This window comes from Mesorhizobium sp. C395A, assembly GCF_030323205.1.
Lineage (GTDB): Bacteria > Pseudomonadota > Alphaproteobacteria > Rhizobiales > Rhizobiaceae > Mesorhizobium.
The window spans coordinates 825,088-840,118 of sequence record NZ_CP100473.1; the positions used below are offsets into that span (position 1 = coordinate 825,088).

General features: G+C 65.5%; 13 protein-coding genes. 5 read left to right on the forward strand and 8 right to left on the reverse strand.

Annotation, left to right across the window (positions count from 1 at the left end; genetic code table 11):
- The first annotated feature begins 30 nt into the window (after window positions 1-30).
- Genes NLY37_RS04020 through NLY37_RS04030 form a run of 3 tightly spaced genes read left to right on the forward strand, consistent with a single transcriptional unit; the run spans window position 31 to window position 2,790 of the window.
- The gene (locus NLY37_RS04020; protein ID WP_023695492.1) at window positions 31-1,014 is read left to right on the forward strand and encodes a sugar phosphate isomerase/epimerase family protein; all 984 of its coding nucleotides are present in this window, start codon (window positions 31-33) and stop codon (window positions 1,012-1,014) included.
- A gap of 13 nt (window positions 1,015-1,027) precedes the next feature.
- Window positions 1,028-1,903 (forward strand): MurR/RpiR family transcriptional regulator, encoded by an 876-nt coding sequence (locus NLY37_RS04025; protein WP_023695491.1) that lies wholly within the window; start codon window positions 1,028-1,030, stop codon window positions 1,901-1,903.
- Window positions 1,900-2,790 carry a ribokinase gene (locus NLY37_RS04030; protein WP_023742400.1) on the forward strand — a complete coding sequence of 297 codons (891 nt, stop codon included), beginning with the start codon at window positions 1,900-1,902 and terminating at the stop codon, window positions 2,788-2,790. Before NLY37_RS04025 ends, NLY37_RS04030 begins: the two co-directional genes overlap by 4 nt.
- Window positions 2,791-2,931: 141 nt before the next feature.
- On the opposite strand, the gene NLY37_RS04035 is transcribed toward NLY37_RS04030, so the two are convergent.
- Together NLY37_RS04035 and NLY37_RS04040 are read right to left on the reverse strand one after the other, a co-directional pair.
- A complete protein-coding gene (locus tag NLY37_RS04035; RefSeq protein WP_245270983.1) occupies window positions 2,932-3,432 on the reverse strand; it encodes a hypothetical protein in 501 nt (166 codons plus the stop codon).
- A gap of 95 nt (window positions 3,433-3,527) precedes the next feature.
- Complete coding sequence (locus NLY37_RS04040) at window positions 3,528-4,475, reverse strand: LysR family transcriptional regulator (RefSeq protein ID WP_023742402.1); 948 nt, start codon at window positions 4,473-4,475, stop codon at window positions 3,528-3,530.
- Between the two features lie 106 nt (window positions 4,476-4,581).
- Here NLY37_RS04040 and NLY37_RS04045 point away from each other — a divergent pair, with 106 nt between their 5' ends.
- Window positions 4,582-5,592 carry a zinc-dependent alcohol dehydrogenase family protein gene (locus tag NLY37_RS04045; RefSeq protein ID WP_023742403.1) on the forward strand — a complete coding sequence of 337 codons (1,011 nt, stop codon included), beginning with the start codon at window positions 4,582-4,584 and terminating at the stop codon, window positions 5,590-5,592.
- 183 nt (window positions 5,593-5,775) lie between these two features.
- Here the strand turns inward: NLY37_RS04045 and NLY37_RS04050 are convergent, their stop codons facing one another.
- From NLY37_RS04050 to NLY37_RS04060, 3 genes are read right to left on the reverse strand one after another with little or no spacing between them, the layout of a single operon-like run.
- Window positions 5,776-8,076, reverse strand: a complete 2,301-nt coding sequence (locus NLY37_RS04050; RefSeq protein ID WP_023742404.1) for a xanthine dehydrogenase family protein molybdopterin-binding subunit — start codon at window positions 8,074-8,076, stop codon at window positions 5,776-5,778.
- Complete coding sequence (locus tag NLY37_RS04055) at window positions 8,073-9,056, reverse strand: FAD binding domain-containing protein (protein ID WP_023742405.1); 984 nt, start codon at window positions 9,054-9,056, stop codon at window positions 8,073-8,075. Before NLY37_RS04055 ends, NLY37_RS04050 begins: the two co-directional genes overlap by 4 nt.
- The gene (locus NLY37_RS04060) at window positions 9,053-9,529 is read right to left on the reverse strand and encodes a (2Fe-2S)-binding protein (protein ID WP_023742406.1); all 477 of its coding nucleotides are present in this window, start codon (window positions 9,527-9,529) and stop codon (window positions 9,053-9,055) included. The genes NLY37_RS04055 and NLY37_RS04060 overlap by 4 nt, the downstream gene beginning before the upstream one ends.
- A gap of 459 nt (window positions 9,530-9,988) precedes the next feature.
- Here NLY37_RS04060 and NLY37_RS04065 point away from each other — a divergent pair, with 459 nt between their 5' ends.
- Window positions 9,989-10,609 carry a TetR/AcrR family transcriptional regulator gene (locus tag NLY37_RS04065; RefSeq protein ID WP_084559000.1) on the forward strand — a complete coding sequence of 207 codons (621 nt, stop codon included), beginning with the start codon at window positions 9,989-9,991 and terminating at the stop codon, window positions 10,607-10,609.
- Window positions 10,610-10,659: 50 nt separating this feature from the next.
- On the opposite strand, the gene NLY37_RS04070 is transcribed toward NLY37_RS04065, so the two are convergent.
- The 3 genes from NLY37_RS04070 to NLY37_RS04080 all read right to left on the reverse strand — a co-directional run bounded on the left by NLY37_RS04070 (window position 10,660) and on the right by NLY37_RS04080 (window position 15,012).
- Complete coding sequence (locus tag NLY37_RS04070) at window positions 10,660-10,968, reverse strand: hypothetical protein (protein WP_023742409.1); 309 nt, start codon at window positions 10,966-10,968, stop codon at window positions 10,660-10,662.
- 14 nt (window positions 10,969-10,982) lie between these two features.
- Window positions 10,983-13,532, reverse strand: coding sequence for a caspase family protein (locus NLY37_RS04075; RefSeq protein ID WP_023742410.1), 2,550 nt, complete (start codon window positions 13,530-13,532; stop codon window positions 10,983-10,985).
- 244 nt (window positions 13,533-13,776) lie between these two features.
- Complete coding sequence (locus NLY37_RS04080; protein WP_023742411.1) at window positions 13,777-15,012, reverse strand: ROK family protein; 1,236 nt, start codon at window positions 15,010-15,012, stop codon at window positions 13,777-13,779.
- Window positions 15,013-15,031 lie beyond the last annotated feature (19 nt).

The following is a 15,031-nucleotide window of genomic DNA, read 5'->3' on the forward strand; positions in this document are numbered from 1 at the left end:
TATATGAAGTAAATCACTGAAAGGTCCATCATGACAAACAGTCGCTTCGCCACCCGCCTGAATTCCTTCGCCTCGCGGCCGCAAGCCGAATGGCCTGATCTTACCGGCAAGCCGTCCATGCTGCAGATGGCAGCCCGCGCGGCCAAGGTCGACGGGCTGACCGACCTTGATCTTAATTTCCCCGACCATGTCAGTGAAAAGCCGGCTGAAATCGCCCGAAAGCTCGGTGATTTCGGGCTTTCCATCAATGGCTTTGCCATGCGTTACTACTCCAATCCGGCCTTCAAGCTCGGCGCCTTCACCAATCCGGACCCGGCGGTGCGCCGCGAAGCCATCGACTTGACCAAGGCCGGTATCGATGCGGTGCGCGCGGCCGGCGCCAGTCTGATGACGCTGTGGCTGGGCCAGGATGGCTTCGACTATGCATTTCAAACTGACTATGCGACGCTCTGGCAGCACGAAATCGAGGGGATTCGTGAAGTTGCCGCGCATGATCCCGGCTGCCAGATCAGCCTGGAGTACAAGCCTAACGAACCGCGCTCCTACTCGCTGATGCCGGATGCGGCGACCACCTTGCTGGCGATCCGCGAGGTCGGCCTACCCACTCTCGGCGTCACGCTCGATTTCGCCCATGTGCTCTATGCCGACGAACAGCCGGCCTTCGCCGCGGCGCTGATCGCTCGCCACAGCAAGCTGCTCGGCGTCCATCTCAACGATGGCTATGCCAAGCGCGACGACGGCCTGATGGTCGGCGCGGTGCACACGCTGCAGACCATCGAACTGCTGCGCCAGATCCGCCGCGACGGCTACGCCGGCGCCATCTACTTCGACACCTTCCCCGACATGACCGGGCTCGATCCGGTGCGCGAATGCGAAGTCAACATCGCCACCGTCAAGCGCCTGCTGCGCGTTGTCGACCGGCTGGAGAAGGATAACCGCCTGTCCGCCGCCATGGACAGCCAGGACGCCGTGACGTCGCAGGCTATCGTCCAGGAAGCCATGCTCGGGTCGTGACGAGGGGACGTGGATGACGTTGAGCAATCTCGATCTGAAAGCCGTGGGGCCGCGCATCCGCATGATGATGCCGCATCTCACCCCGCTTGAGGCCAAGGTGGTGGAAACCGTCTTCGGCCGGCGCGGTTTCGACGAGACCATTCCGCTCAAGCAGATCGCCGAGGAGGCCGGCGTGTCGGAGGCGATGGTGGTCAAGATCGCCAAGAAACTCGGCTTCTCCGGCTACCGCGACTTCCGCACCGCCGTCTATGAATACAGCCGCCTCCCGACCGCCGAGATGCACCAGGAACTGTCGGTCGACGACAGCTTGGCCGAGATCGTGCAGAAAGTGTTCCGCACCTCGATCCAGGCGCTGGAGGAGACGCTCGCGATCCTCGACATGGACGATTTCGACCGTGCCGCCGATCTGCTCTACCGCGCCAGGAACCGCGATTTTTATGGCGTCGGCGGCTCCGCCCAGATCGCCCGCGACGTCTCGCACAAATTCCTGCGCATCGGCATCCGCGCGTCTGTCTATGACGACTCGCACATGATGCTGATGTCGGCCTCGCTCCTCGGCGCCGACGACATCGCCGTCGGCTTCTCGCATTCCGGCAACACGTCGGCCGTCATCGACGCCATCCATCTTGCCCGCAAGAGCGGCGCCCGCACGCTGGCCATCACCAACTACGACAACTCGCCGCTGGCCCGGATTGCCGACATCGTGCTGTGCTCGACGGCGCAGGGATCGCCGCTGATGGGCGAGAACGCGGCGGCCCGCATCGCGCAGCTCAACATCCTCGACGCGCTGTTCGTGGCGGTGGCGCAGCGCGACTACCAGGCGGCGGAGCGCAATCTCGGCCGCACCATGTCGGCGGTCACCTCGAAGCGAAAAGACCGCGGCACATGACGGTTCCGCTGGTCACCGTCTTCGGCAGCCTGCACTACGACATTATGGTCGACGCGCCCGACCGTCCGCGCAAGGGCGAGACTGTGACCGGCCATGCCTGGCAGCCGAAATGCGGCGGCAAGGGCGGCAACCAGGCGGTCTCGGCGGCACGCGCCGGCGTGCGCGCGGCGATGATCGGCGCCGTCGGCGACGACGATTTCGGCACGGCGCTGCTGGCCAATCTCGATCGCGCCGGCGTCGATCGCCGCTTCGTGCGCGTGGCGGCAGGCGCAGGCTCCGGCATGAGCGTGGCGATCTTCGACAGCGATGGCGACTATGGTGCGGTGATCGTCTCCGGCAGCAATCTCATCCTGGGCGGTGATGACATCGCGGCTGCGGGCGAGGTGGTGGTACAGACGGCAGTGCTGTTGCTGCAGAACGAAGTGCCCGATGCCGCCAACATCGCTGCCGCGCGCGCGGTGAAGGCATCCGGCGGCCGCGTCGTGCTCAACGCCGCACCGGCGCGAACACTGTCGGCCGAATTGACCGCGCTGACAGACATCGTCATCGTCAACGCCATCGAAGCGGAATTTCTCGCCGGTGTTCCGGTCGTCGATACGCTCGCCGGCGCAGCCGAAGCCGCGCGGCGGCTGATCGATACCTACCCCTCGGCGATCGTCACCGCCGGCGGCGAAGGCGTCGCCTATTGCGACCGGACCGGCGCGGCCTTCGCGCTGGCGGCCGTCCCGGTCAAGGTCGTCAGCACCCATGGCGCCGGCGACGAATTCGTCGGCGCCTTCGCGGCAGGCCTCGCGCGTGGCCATCCGATGGAAGCGGCGATTGCCACCGCCAATGCCGCCGCCGCCTCGCTGGTGGCGACACCGGAGGGAGAGCGCAGCTCGCGTTGAAAACTCAGGCCGCATGTTGCGCCTCCAAAACCCGTGCCCCCGTCGATGAGCGAAACGGCAAACCGGGCGCGGCGAGAACCTGCTTGGCTTTGCCCTGACGGAGGCGCGGGACCAAGCTGCGTGGTCGAAAGTCGGGAGCCCTCAGTCCGCTTCGCCAGATGACCCTTTGCCGCACTGCGTCAGCACCTTGCCGATGGCCGCGCTCGAGCCGGTCAGCGGAAAGCTGTTCTCGCCATATTTGTCGGCCGTAACCGTGAGGTCGCCCTTGCCGCGCAACAGGCCGAGCAGTGGATCGTCTTTGCTCAGCTCAGCCGTGAAGTAATTATACATGGCCTCGAGGTCGAGCTTTTTGGTCACGCTCTTGTCACCGCCCTTGAAGGTGAAGGAAGCGCTGATGCCGGGCTCCAGCTGCTGGCCGGCCGCGCCCAGATCGTAGCTCAGCAGCGGCTTGTCGAAACAGACCAGCATCAGATGCGCATCGGCCTTCGGTCCGCCGCACACCGAAGCCGTCAGCACGCTGCCGCCTTCGTCTTCTTCCATCTTGGCGCTCCAGTTGCAGGACGCGGCAAAAGCCGGCTGCGCGGCTTGCAGCGCGGCCAGAACGGAACTTGCCATGATGAACTTCGCCAATGCACTTTGCATGATCCCCTCCCAACCTTCCTTCAACGAGATCATACAGGACAAAAGGCCTGTTGACAGCGGCATATGCCGTCTTAGCCCCCGGCGCGCCCCATTGATCAAGCCTTTGAGACCGGCCTCGACGTCCAGGGCGGCTCCGGCGCGAAGCGCTTGCCGATCCAGTCGGCGAAGGCGCGTGTCTTGGCGGCTTGTCCCTTGGCCGAGGGCATGACGACATAGACCGCGCCTTCGTCGGCCAGCGTCCAGTCCGCCAGCACCGGCACCAGCCGTCCGTCGGCGAGTTCGCGTCCGACCAGCCAGTCGGTGCTCATCATCAGGCCGAGGCCCTGCACCGCGGCTTCGACCAGCACCTCGGCGTCGTCGCAAACCATCGGCCCCGAGACTTCGACGTTGACGCGGCGTCCCGAACTGTCGGTCATCTCCCAGGTTGGAAAGGTCTGGAAGCCGGAGAAGCCGAGGCAGGCGTGTTCTGTGAGCGCTTCCGGCGCTTCCGGCGTGCCCCGGCGGGCGAGGTAGGAGGGAGCAGCGCACAGCAACCGCCGCCGTGTCGCGATCTTGCGCGCCACCAGGCGCGAGTCCTCCAGCGCGCCGAGACGGACGGCGACATCGAAGTTCTCTGCAACGAGATCGACGAACCGGTTGGAGAACTCGGCCTCGATGCGGACATCCGGGAACGTCGCTAGAAATTGCGGCAGCAGCGGCCCGATCCACATACGGCCAAAGGTTCCCGGCATCGCCAGCCGCAGCAAGCCCCGCGGAGCCCCGCTGGCATGCGCGGAAGCAGCAGCCTCAGCTTCGTCTACCGAGGCCAGGATGGCGCGGACACGCACCAGGAACTCCGCTCCGGCCTCCGTCAACGACACGCTTCGGGTGGTCCGGTGCAGCAGCCGCACGCCGAGCCGCTCCTCCAGCGATTGCAGGCGGCGTGACAGAACCGTCGAGTCGCGCCCGACGCGCAACGCTGCCTTGGTGAAGGAGCGCGCTTCCGTGATGGCCGCAAAGGCGGCCATTTCGGCAAGGCTGGCGGGGTCGTGTGATTGCTGCATAAAGCACAGGATTCAAATGTAAAAATTCCAGATTATCTGCTTGTAGCGCAGCAGATAGCTTCACTCAATCCTGACGATTGACCCCTTAAACAGGAATGCGTGAGCCATGAAAGCCATCGAACTGACCGCCGCCAAGCTGGACGCCTTTCGCGCCACCACCATTGCCACGCCTGAACCGCAGCGCGGCGAAGTGCTGATCCGCCAGCGCGCCGCGAGCCTGAATTTCGTCGATGTGGCGGTGGCCAGCGGCAATTATCACGTGCCCGGCTTTCCGCTCATTCCCGTCGCCGACGGCGCCGGCGAGATCGTCGCGCTGGGGGAGGGCGTTACGGATTTCGCCGTCGGCGATCACGTCATTGCCCATGCCAAGCCGCGCTGGATCGGCGGTCCGCCCCGGCCTAACGAGATGACACAGATGCGCGGAATTTCGCTGCCGGGGTCGCTCGCCGAATATGTCGCGCTGCCGGCCAACTCGCTAGTGCCGGTACCGGCTCGTCTCTCCTTCGAGGCGGCGTCGACACTGCCGATCGCCGCGACCACCGCCTGGAACGCGGTCTGCGCCGCCGATGTCGGGCCGGGCTCGGTCGTCGTGCTGCTCGGCACCGGCGGCGTCTCCATCTTCACCCTGCAGCTGGCGAAAGCCGCCGGCGCCACCGTCATCATCACTTCTTCGTCGGACGAGAAGCTGGGGCGGGCGAAGGCGCTCGGCGCCGATCATCTCATCAACTACCGCGCGACGCCCGACTGGGACGGCAAGGTGCTGGAACTGACCGGCGGCCTCGGCGCCGACCTCGTCGTCGAGACCGCCGGCACCGCCACCTTCGCCCGCGCCGTCAACGCCACCGCGCCTGGCGGCACGCTGTTCACCATCGGTTTCGTCACCGGCGCCGAGGCCACGGTCGACCTGCTGCCGATCATCATCAAGGCGCTGAAGGTGGTCGGCAACAACACCGGGTCGGTATCTGACCTTCGCGCCGCCGTCCGCGCCATCGCCGCCGCCCGCATCGACCCGGTCGTCGACAAGGTGTTTAGCCAGGAGCAGGCGGCCGAAGCCTACGCGCACATGGCGGCGGGCGGGCAGCATTTCGGCAAGCTTGCGTTCAAGCTCGACTGGTAGCCGAGGCGCGCGAGCTGCCAATCTCCCCCCTTGAGGGGGAGATGCCCGGCAGGGCAGAGGGGGTCGGTCCGACCGGGCTCGACCTACTGCGGCGGAAGGAGGTTGGCGCTCTACGAGAGGCGACCCCCTCTGTCGCCTTCGGCGACATCTCCCCCTCGAGGGGGAGATTACGCACGCCGCTTCCTAGATCAACTTCTCCAGCGTGATCGGCAAGTCCCGCACTCTTTTTCCCGTCGCATGGAACACCGCATTGGCGATCGCCGGCGCTACGCCGACGATGGCCAGTTCGCCGACACCCTTGCCGCCGAGCACCGAAGAGTGCAGGTCGGGAACGCCGACCGAGATGACCTCGATATCGGGGATGTCGGCATTGGTCGGCACCAGATAGTCGCCGAGATTGTTGTTGACGATGCGGCCATGCCTGCGGTCGACAATGCCTTCTTCAAGCAGCGCCTGGCCGATGCCCATGATGATGCCGCCCTTCCACTGGCTCTCCGCGAGTTTCGGGTTGTAGAGCCGGCCGGAATCCAGCGCCGACACCACGCGGGACACGCGCACGGTGCCGAAATCCTCGTCGACGCGCACCTCGATGAAATGCGCGCACCAGGAGTGGCGCGAATAGTCGCCCTCGGTGTGCGGCAGCGCCGCCGCGATGGTGGTGTAGTTCTTGTAGCGATCCTCGGAGGTCGAGTTCGCCGGCATGGTGTCGCCGGTGGCTTCGATGCGGTCGCGGCCGACGCTGGCCAGCAGCTCGGCAATCGAGACATCGGGACCATCGCCGCGCGGCGACCTGATGCGGCCGTTGGCGACGATCAGCGTGTTGGCCTGGAGCGCGTGGAAGGGCGAGCGCGGATCGCTGATCGCCAGACCAACCAGCTGGTCGAGTGCCGATGTCGCTGCCTTGTAGACCGCGCCCGTCATCACGCCGGCCAGCCGCGACCCGCCGGCCACGCCGGCGCGGGGATACCGGGAATCACCGAGCTTCACCACGACATGGTCGGCCGCCACGCCTACCGTTTCGGCCGCTGTCTGCGCCAGGATCGTGTAGGTGCCCTGGCCCATGTCGATCGAGGAGCTTTCGACCTCGACCGAGCCGTTGGCAAGGATACGCACGATGGCCTCGCCGTAAGCGCGCCGCACGGGATAGGTGCCGGCGGCGACGCCCCAGCCGATCAGCTGGTTGCCGTCGCGCATCGAACGCGGTTTGGGCGTGCGCTGGGCCCAGCCGAAGCGTTCGGCGCCAGCCGCGAAAGCCTCGCGCAACTGCCGCGTCGACCAGGCCTTTTTTGCGTGCGGATCCTGCTCGGCGTAATTCCTCAGCCGGATCTCCAGCGGATCGATGCCGACCTCGTAGGCGAGCTCGTCAATGGCGCTTTCGATGCCGAAGGCGCTAGGGTTTTCGCCCGGCGCGCGCATGGCGCCAGGCACCACCGAATTCACCCGCACGACATTCTGCTTCGAGGAGAAGTTGGGCGTCGCATACATGATCGAGGTGACCACGCCCAAAGGCTCGACCCACATTCCGTCTATGGATGTTTCGTTGACGCCGCGATGCACGATCGACTGGATCTTTCCGTCACGGTCGGCGCCGATCGTCACCGTCTGGCGCGTCGCGGCGCGGCCGCCATAGCCGGTAAAAGTCTGCGGCCGCGTCATGACCACCCTCACGGGCCGTCCCAGCATCTTGGCTGCGGCAGCCGCTACCGCGCCGTGGCCGAGCGCCAGCGCCTTGGAGCCGAAGCCGCCACCGATATAGGGCGAGACCAGCCGTACATTTTCGAACGGCACGCCGAACCATTCGGCATAGGTGCGGGCCATACCGTCGAGCCACTGGCTCGGTTCCCACACGGTCAGCCGGTCGCCCTCCCAGCGCGCGATGAGGCCATGCGGCTCCATCGGCGCCTGGTATTCGCGCGGCGTGTTATAGGCGCCGCAGACGCGCACCGGGGCAGCGGCGAAAGCGGCCTGCGCATCGCCCCATTCCTTGGTCATAGCGGCGATCGGAATGCCGTCACCGGCCTTGGCGTCGCTGATGTCTACGATGGCCGGCGTCTCGTCATAGCTGACCTTGACCATCGCCGCTGCCGCGACGGCCTGCTCGAAAGTCTCCGCGATGACCGCGGCGACATGCTGGCCCGAAAAGGTGATGTCGCGCGCCAGCGGGCAGTAGGGTTTGTCCGGCGGCGGCGTGCCGAACCAGTCTGATGCGGTCCGCAGGCTCATGATGGTATCGGGCGTCAGCACCTTGAGCACGCCAGGGGCCGCCTCGGCAGCTGACGTGTCGATCGAACGTACCTTGCCGGCGGCGACAGTGCTTTCCACCAGCACGCCATAGGCAAGCCCGTCGAGCTGCTGTTCGACGGCGTATTTTGCCGCGCCGGTGATCTTGGCCGGGCCGTCGACGCGCGACAGCCGCCCGCCGACCTGATCGGCAGTGCCGTCCGAAGCGTCGCCGTGCCGTGTTCTTGGGTCGTGAATGGTCATGCCATGGCTCCCGTCTTGAGGATGGCGCGGGCGACGACGCGCGGCGCCAGTTCGATCTTGTAGTGGTTGGCGCCATGGTCGACGGCGCCTTCCACGGCGAGCAAGCTGGCGGCCCGCACCCTGTCTTCGCTGAGCACCTTGCCCTTCAGTGCCGCTTCCACGGCATGCGAACGCCATGGCTTTGTCGCGACGCCGCCCAGCGCGACGCGCAGGTCGCGAATGGTGCGGCCATCGGCTTCGAAGTCGATGCCGACCGCGGCGCTTGCAGCGGCGAACTCATAGGACTGCCGGTCGCGAACCTTGAGATAGGTCGACCGCCGGGCGGCGGCTGAAGCCGGGATGCTGATGGCCGTGATCATCTCGCCCGCTTCGATGGCGTGTTCCCTCTCAGGCGTGGCGCCGGGCAGGAGAAAGAAGTCGTCGACGGCAACCTGGCGTTCGCCAAGATGAACCACGGCGTCGAAGGCGACCAGCGCGGTGGCGAGATCGCCGGGATACATGGCGATGCAGGCGTCGCTGGTGCCGAGCACGGCATGGCCGCGGGTGACGCCACCGATTGCCGAGCAGCCGGTGCCGGGCGAGCGCTTGTTGCAAGCGGGAAAATTCGCGGGATCGCGGAAATAGGGGCAGCGCGTGCGCTGCATGAGATTGCCGCCGATGGTCGCCATGTTGCGGAGTTGCGCGGAGGCCGCCTGCCACAGCGCTTCCGAGACCGCGGGGAAGCGGCTCTTGATCTCGGCATGGTCGGCGACGTGGCTCATCTTGGCCAGCGCGCCGATCATGGCACTGTCAGCGTCGACCTTGATGGCGTCGAGCCCTTTGAGATGGGTGACGTCGACAAGGCTGTCGGGTTCGGCAACGCCGCATTTGGCGAGATCGACCAGCGTCGTGCCGCCGGCAAGCAGCATGGCGCCGGGCAGGGCGGCGGCTTGGCATGCGGCATCGAGTGTATCGGCGCGAATGTACGAAAAATCCCTCATGACGCGACCTCCAGTGCCGCCTGGCGCACGGCGGCAACGATGTGCGGATAGGCGCCGCAGCGGCAGAGATTGCCTGCCATGTATTCGCGGATTTCGTCATCCGAGCCGGCATGGCCCTCGCGGATGCAGGCCACCGCCGACATGATCTGTCCGGGCGTGCAGTAACCGCACTGGAAAGCATCCTGGTCGAGGAAAGCAGCCTGAACCGCGTTAAGCGTGCCGTCGTCGCCGGCCAATCCTTCGATGGTGGTGATCTCGCGGCCTTCGGCTTGTGCTGCAAGCGTCAGGCAGGCCAGCACGCGCTGTCCCTCGACATGCACCGTGCAGGCGCCGCACTGGCCCTGGTCGCAACCCTTCTTGGTGCCGGTCAGGTCGAGGCGATCACGCAAGGCGTCAAGCAGCGTGACGCGCGGCTCGACCTGCAGTTCATGGTCGTGCCCGTTGATGGTGAGGTGGATGGTCTGGCTGGTCATGGGCGTCTGGCTCCAGTTGCTTGACGCCAGGGGATTGAAATGGCGTCCGAGTGGGAGAGGAAAAGGGAAGAGGCGACGGTGCGCCTAATCTCGCCCCTTGTGGGGGAGATGCCCAGCAGGGCAGAGGGAGGCGCGAAGGAATGCGACGTTCCCGATTTACATCCATCGAAATAGACCTTTTCCAAGCGGGTGTTGGTCAGGCCTCGATAGGCTGGCGGGACAGGGCCCCCCTCTGTCCTGCCGGACATCTCCCCCACGAGGGGGGAGATTGACAGCTCGGCCGCCCTGACTTTCCAGCGGGCAGGGGATGCTTCAGTCTTCACAATCTCAACACGTGACATACCGGCTCCCCTGATTATATGATGAGGCTGCTCCACTAAAACGGAGGCGCCTCCGTTTATTCAGTTGGGGCTTACCCCTTTGGGTTCAAGCCCCCATATTTCGACAGTGGAGAAAAAATTGACCGAGCAGTCGCAAGCAATTGCCGGCGAGAGGCGCGAAGCCGCAGCGCCAAGGCCGCTGCGCGCCGATGCGCAACGCAACCGCGACCGGCTGGTCGAGGTTGCGGCAGCGGCCTTTGCCGAGCACGGCGTCGATGCCTCGCTGGAGGAGATCGCGCGCCAGGCGGGCGTCGGCATCGGCACGCTCTACCGGCATTTTCCAACCCGCGAGCATCTGGTCGAGGTGGTCTATCGGCGTGAAGTCGAGGCGCTCTGCGCGGCGGCCGATGATCTCGCCAGCCACCATTCGGCCGATGTGGCGCTGGAACAGTGGATGCAGCGCTTCGTCGACTACATCGCCACCAAGCGCGGCCTGGCGGCCAGCCTGCGCATCCTGTTCAACACCAATTCCGCCGTGTTTTCCGACATGTCGGGCCGGGTGTCGCTGGCCTTGCGCCAGCTGGTCGAGGCGGCGGGCGCCGAAGGCTCGATCCGCAACGACGTCGACGCCTCCGATGTGCTGCATGCGCTGGGCGGCATCTATTCGGCGCCCGACACCAAGGACTGGCGCGACCGCTCGCGCCGGCTCGTCAAGCTGCTGATGGACGGGTTGAGGTTCGGGGCAGGGAAGGCGAAGTGAGGGGTAGTCACCTCATTTCAGGAAACCAGCTTTTCGCTCCGGCCCCATACTCATCCGCTCCAACCGCCGCCGCCGCTGCTTCCGCCGCTGCCTCCGCCGCTACCGCCGAGAGAAGGAATCACGGGCGGTTTTTGCGGGCTCTCCTCAGCCGGCTTGATTACTTTGCCGGTGGCCGCCTTCTTGTATCTGACCACCTTTGGCTGCGGCGCTACGCGAACCACCTTGCGGTGTTTCACCGGCGGTGCCGGCTCGAACATCGGCGACACCGAGGTGCAGCCCATGAGCCCGGCCAGAACGCCGGATAAAATTGTCCCGATGAATGCCTGCCCGAATGTCTGCTTGAATGCCTTGCCCACCATGGCCTCCTTATTGTTCAGAACAAATCCCGACGCGGATTGGCTTCTTCCCAGACCCCCCGGGCCGCGTTGACCAGTTGCGTGTCCAGCGAACCGGACGGGGGGATCTTCGACTTGAGCTCTTGACGCAGCGCGTCCAACGCTGCCGTTTTCGGCTTGGCGCCGAACTGCGCCAGGCCCTTTTTGGCATCCGGCAGCTCCTTGCGGAAATCGAGCGCGACGGCGAATGCCAGGAAGCGCACGGCGACAGCCTGATCGGCCCTGTCGCCTTTCGCCATTTCGAGCGCCGCGCGATCATAGGCGCTCGACGGATCGCCGCGCGTGGTCGCCAGTTCGAACAGCCTTTGCGCTTCCGCCGGGTCCTGGCGCACACCGGCGCCATCCCTGTACATGCGGGCGAGGCTGCCCGGCGCGTAGGGCTGGCCAAGATCGGTGGCCTGCTGGAACAGCGCCTGCGCCGTCTTCGGATCCTTGTCGATGCCCTGGCCGGAGAGGTAATTGCGGCCGAGCAGGTTCATCGAATACATGTCCTGGCGCTGCACTCCCGCTTGCAGGAAGGCGACGGCACGGGCCGGATCGGCAGGCACGCCGTTGCGGCCCTCGGTGAAGATGGCGGCAAGATCGTTCATGGCATAGGTGTGCCCCATGGCCGCCGCCTTGAGCAGCAGGTCGAGGCCCTTGGTCGTATCGCGGTTGACGCCATAGCCATTGAACAGCGCGCGTCCCCACGAGGTCATACCGTAGGGATCGCCCTTGTCGGCGGCAGCCTTGTAGAGAGCGTTGGCCTGGGCGCGGTCGATGGCCGTTCCGGTTCCGGTTGCGTTGAGATAGCCGAGTTCGAAGACGGCGCGCACATGGCCTTTCTTGGCGGCGTCCTCGATGGCTGTCCTGGCCTCTCTAACCTGGCCTGCCGCAAGCAGGGCGCGGCCGAGCTCGTAGCGGAAGCGGGCGACATCGGGATAGGTTTTCACCGCGGCCTCGCAGGCCGCCACCGCACCGGCGCCGATCTCGTTCGGCAGCAGGCCGGGCACCACACCTTGCAGGTCGAGAGGCTCGCCGGCGGCGGTATCGCAGGCATCGACCGTCGGCGACAGTTTCATCGTCGCGGGCTTGGCCGAGCTGCTGTCGGCCCGGATTTCGAAGCCGACCTCGACCGGCGCGCCGGCGCCGATCTGCGGCTCGTAACGGAGATGGTCGACTTCACCGGCCAGAAGGCTGGATTGCGGCGACAAGGTTCGATCAGGCAATGACAGCGTTCCCGTTGCCGGATACCCCGAGACCTTCAGGCTGACTGCCGGATCGTCGGTGGGGAAATCCAGATTGAGCGCGACCGGGCCGACGCCGACGGGAATATCAAGCTTGCGGTTCTCGATCGCTTCGGCGGCGCCGGTGATGTGGATGCCGCGCTCCAGCACCTGCTGCTTCTGCTCGGCCTCGAGCGAAGCCATGATCTGCTGACCCGCCGCACCTTCGCCGCTCTTGACGCGGAACACGAGTATGCCCTGGCTCCCGCCGCCCCAATTGTCATGCGTGGCATAGGCGAGCATATCCACCTCGTCCTGCGTGGCGGCCCCTTTGGGGACATCCATTTGCAGGCGCGGCAGGTCCTTGCCGGCGATCGGTTCGCCCACCGCGACGTCTTTGCCGTCCAGCACCAGACGGCCCATTGCTGGCGGACGTTCGATGCTGACGCTGATAGCGCCGCCATCGACATCGACCGGCTCCGGCAGGCCGAGAGCGACAGGACCGACCCCCGACAGCACCACCTTCTCCAGCACTGGCGGCAGCGAAGGCCGGTTGTTGCGGCGCACCAGCACCACGTCATCGATCAGCGAGGAATTTTCCCATGGCACCTGCATGCCGTTGGTGGCCTGCACGACATCGCGGCGCACCGCCGACATGACCGTGCGGATCTCCTGGTTCGGCGCCAGCGCGCGCCGCGAAAAAGCCGATGAAAACGGGCTGAGGTCGCCGCTGCCGTCATAGGCGACCGCGCCTGGTTCGGTGGCGAAGGCAATCAGCGTGTTGAGCGAGCTTCGCACCTGCGCCAGCCCGGTATTGCCGGCGGTGACAAGCTGGTCGCGCAGCCAGTAATTGTTGCGCGGGAAGGGGTTGTTGCGGCAGGCATCGAGGATGATCACCTGGATCTTCGACTTCGAGCGCAACTGCTCCAGCACGTCGTTGAGCTTGATGGCCTGGACCTCGATGTCGGCCGCCTTCTTCAACGAGGCGTCGACCGGTATCAGGAAATTCTCGCCGCCGATCTGAAAGCCGTGCCCGGAATAGTAGACGACGGCGAGATCGGCGCCGTCGGCGGCGGCCAGATAGTCCCGGAACTGGCCTTCGAACTGCTGCTTGGTGAGATTCTCGGCGACGAAAACCTCGAAGCCCGCCAGCCGGAACGTGGCCGATACGTCCTGGGCATCCTTGGCCGGGTTCTTCAGCGCCGGGATGTCGCGATAATCGGAATTGCCGATGACGAGCGCGACCCTTCGATCGGCGCAGGCCTCAAAGCTTGTGAGGCCGGCAAGGATGAAGGCCGCGATGAATCCGCAAAGTCGGAGCATGACAAAACTCCTGGTCGCGGCCTGACGCCGACGAGAACACCGCTTGCGGCATCAAGGTCCGTTGAGAGTATGCAACCTGCCACAGCATAAAGTGAAAGGCCCGTCACCGCCAGACCATGGCAGGCGATTTCTTTCGGCGTCGACCGACCGCAGAGTGCAAGTAGCACGCGCTTCACGAGCAGGTATGTGACAAGTCTCACAGTTCGCTGTTTTGGGGGAATGCCTGGTGCCGGCGGCTGCGCGCCTATTCCTTGAAGAGCAATTCCTTGTCGTTCGAATATTTCACCAGCAGCGGAATGCTGGCGCCGCCGATAACGGGGCCGAGATGGCCAAACGTCCCCTCGATGACAGAGAACGGCTCGGGACGATCGACAAGGATACGTGCCAGTTTTCTGCGCATGGCCTTGGCGATCTCCTTGCGCACGCCATTGGGTATGGCGCCATCGATCACCACATTGTCGATGTCGAGCAAGGCAACGGCACTGCGGGCGGCATAGGCAAGCCCGTCCGAAACCTCATCGATCCACGCGGTGACCGGCTCTCCAAGGTCGCCCCAATCGTCGGGCGACGACCAGATGCGGCCGGCGTGCTTCTCCCCATTGTCCTGGTCGTTGAGCTTGCCGGCCAGCGAATGCAGCGAAGCGACGCGCAGCAGCGGCGTCATCCGGTCGCCCCTGCGCCCCGGCGCGGGCACCGGCATGTCGCCTAGCGCCCCGGCCAGCTTGTTGCGGCCGGGGAACAAGTGATGATCGAGCACCAGGCCGCCGCCGATGAAGTGCCCGACATAGGCATAGAGAAAGTCGGCGCGCGATCCGCCGGCGCCAAACATCAGTTCGGCCGCGGCCGACACCGTGGCGTCGTTGTAGAGGAACACCGGCCAGTCGAACGCCCGGTCCAGTTCGGCGCGAATGTCGATTTCCTTCCAGGCATCCAGCCTGCCCGCCGGCACCGCGCTCTCTTCGCTCAGGTTCCACTGATGGAATGGCGAGGCGATGCCAAGACCGGCGATGCGGTCTTTTTCTATCGATTTGTGCTTGCGGCACATGCGCGCGATGGCGCCCTTGGCGAATTTCATCACCTCGACGGGCGTCGGATAGTCGAACAGCGTGCGTTCGAACGCGATCACGTCGCCGACGAAATTGACCAGGGCGACATCGGCGCTGCGATGGTCGACCTTGAGGCCGAAGGCATAGGCGGCTTTCGGGTTCAACGCATAGGGAACCGAGGGTTGCCCCAGCCGTCCGCGCAGAGGCTCCAGGCGCAGCAGCAGCTTGTTGTCGGCGGCGCGGTTGACGATGGTGGTAATGGTTTGCGCGGCCAGCCCCGTCAGCCGCGTCAAATCGGTCTTGGCCAGCTGGCCGTGCCGGCGGATCAGCGAGACGATCAGGCGTTCGTTGTAGATGCGGCTCTCGGCCTGCGTGGTTCCGCCGCTGCGGCCCCCGGCGATCTTTTCGAGACTGAAGAAGCTGGTGCCGGTCACGCTTTCCCCTGCGCAAGGA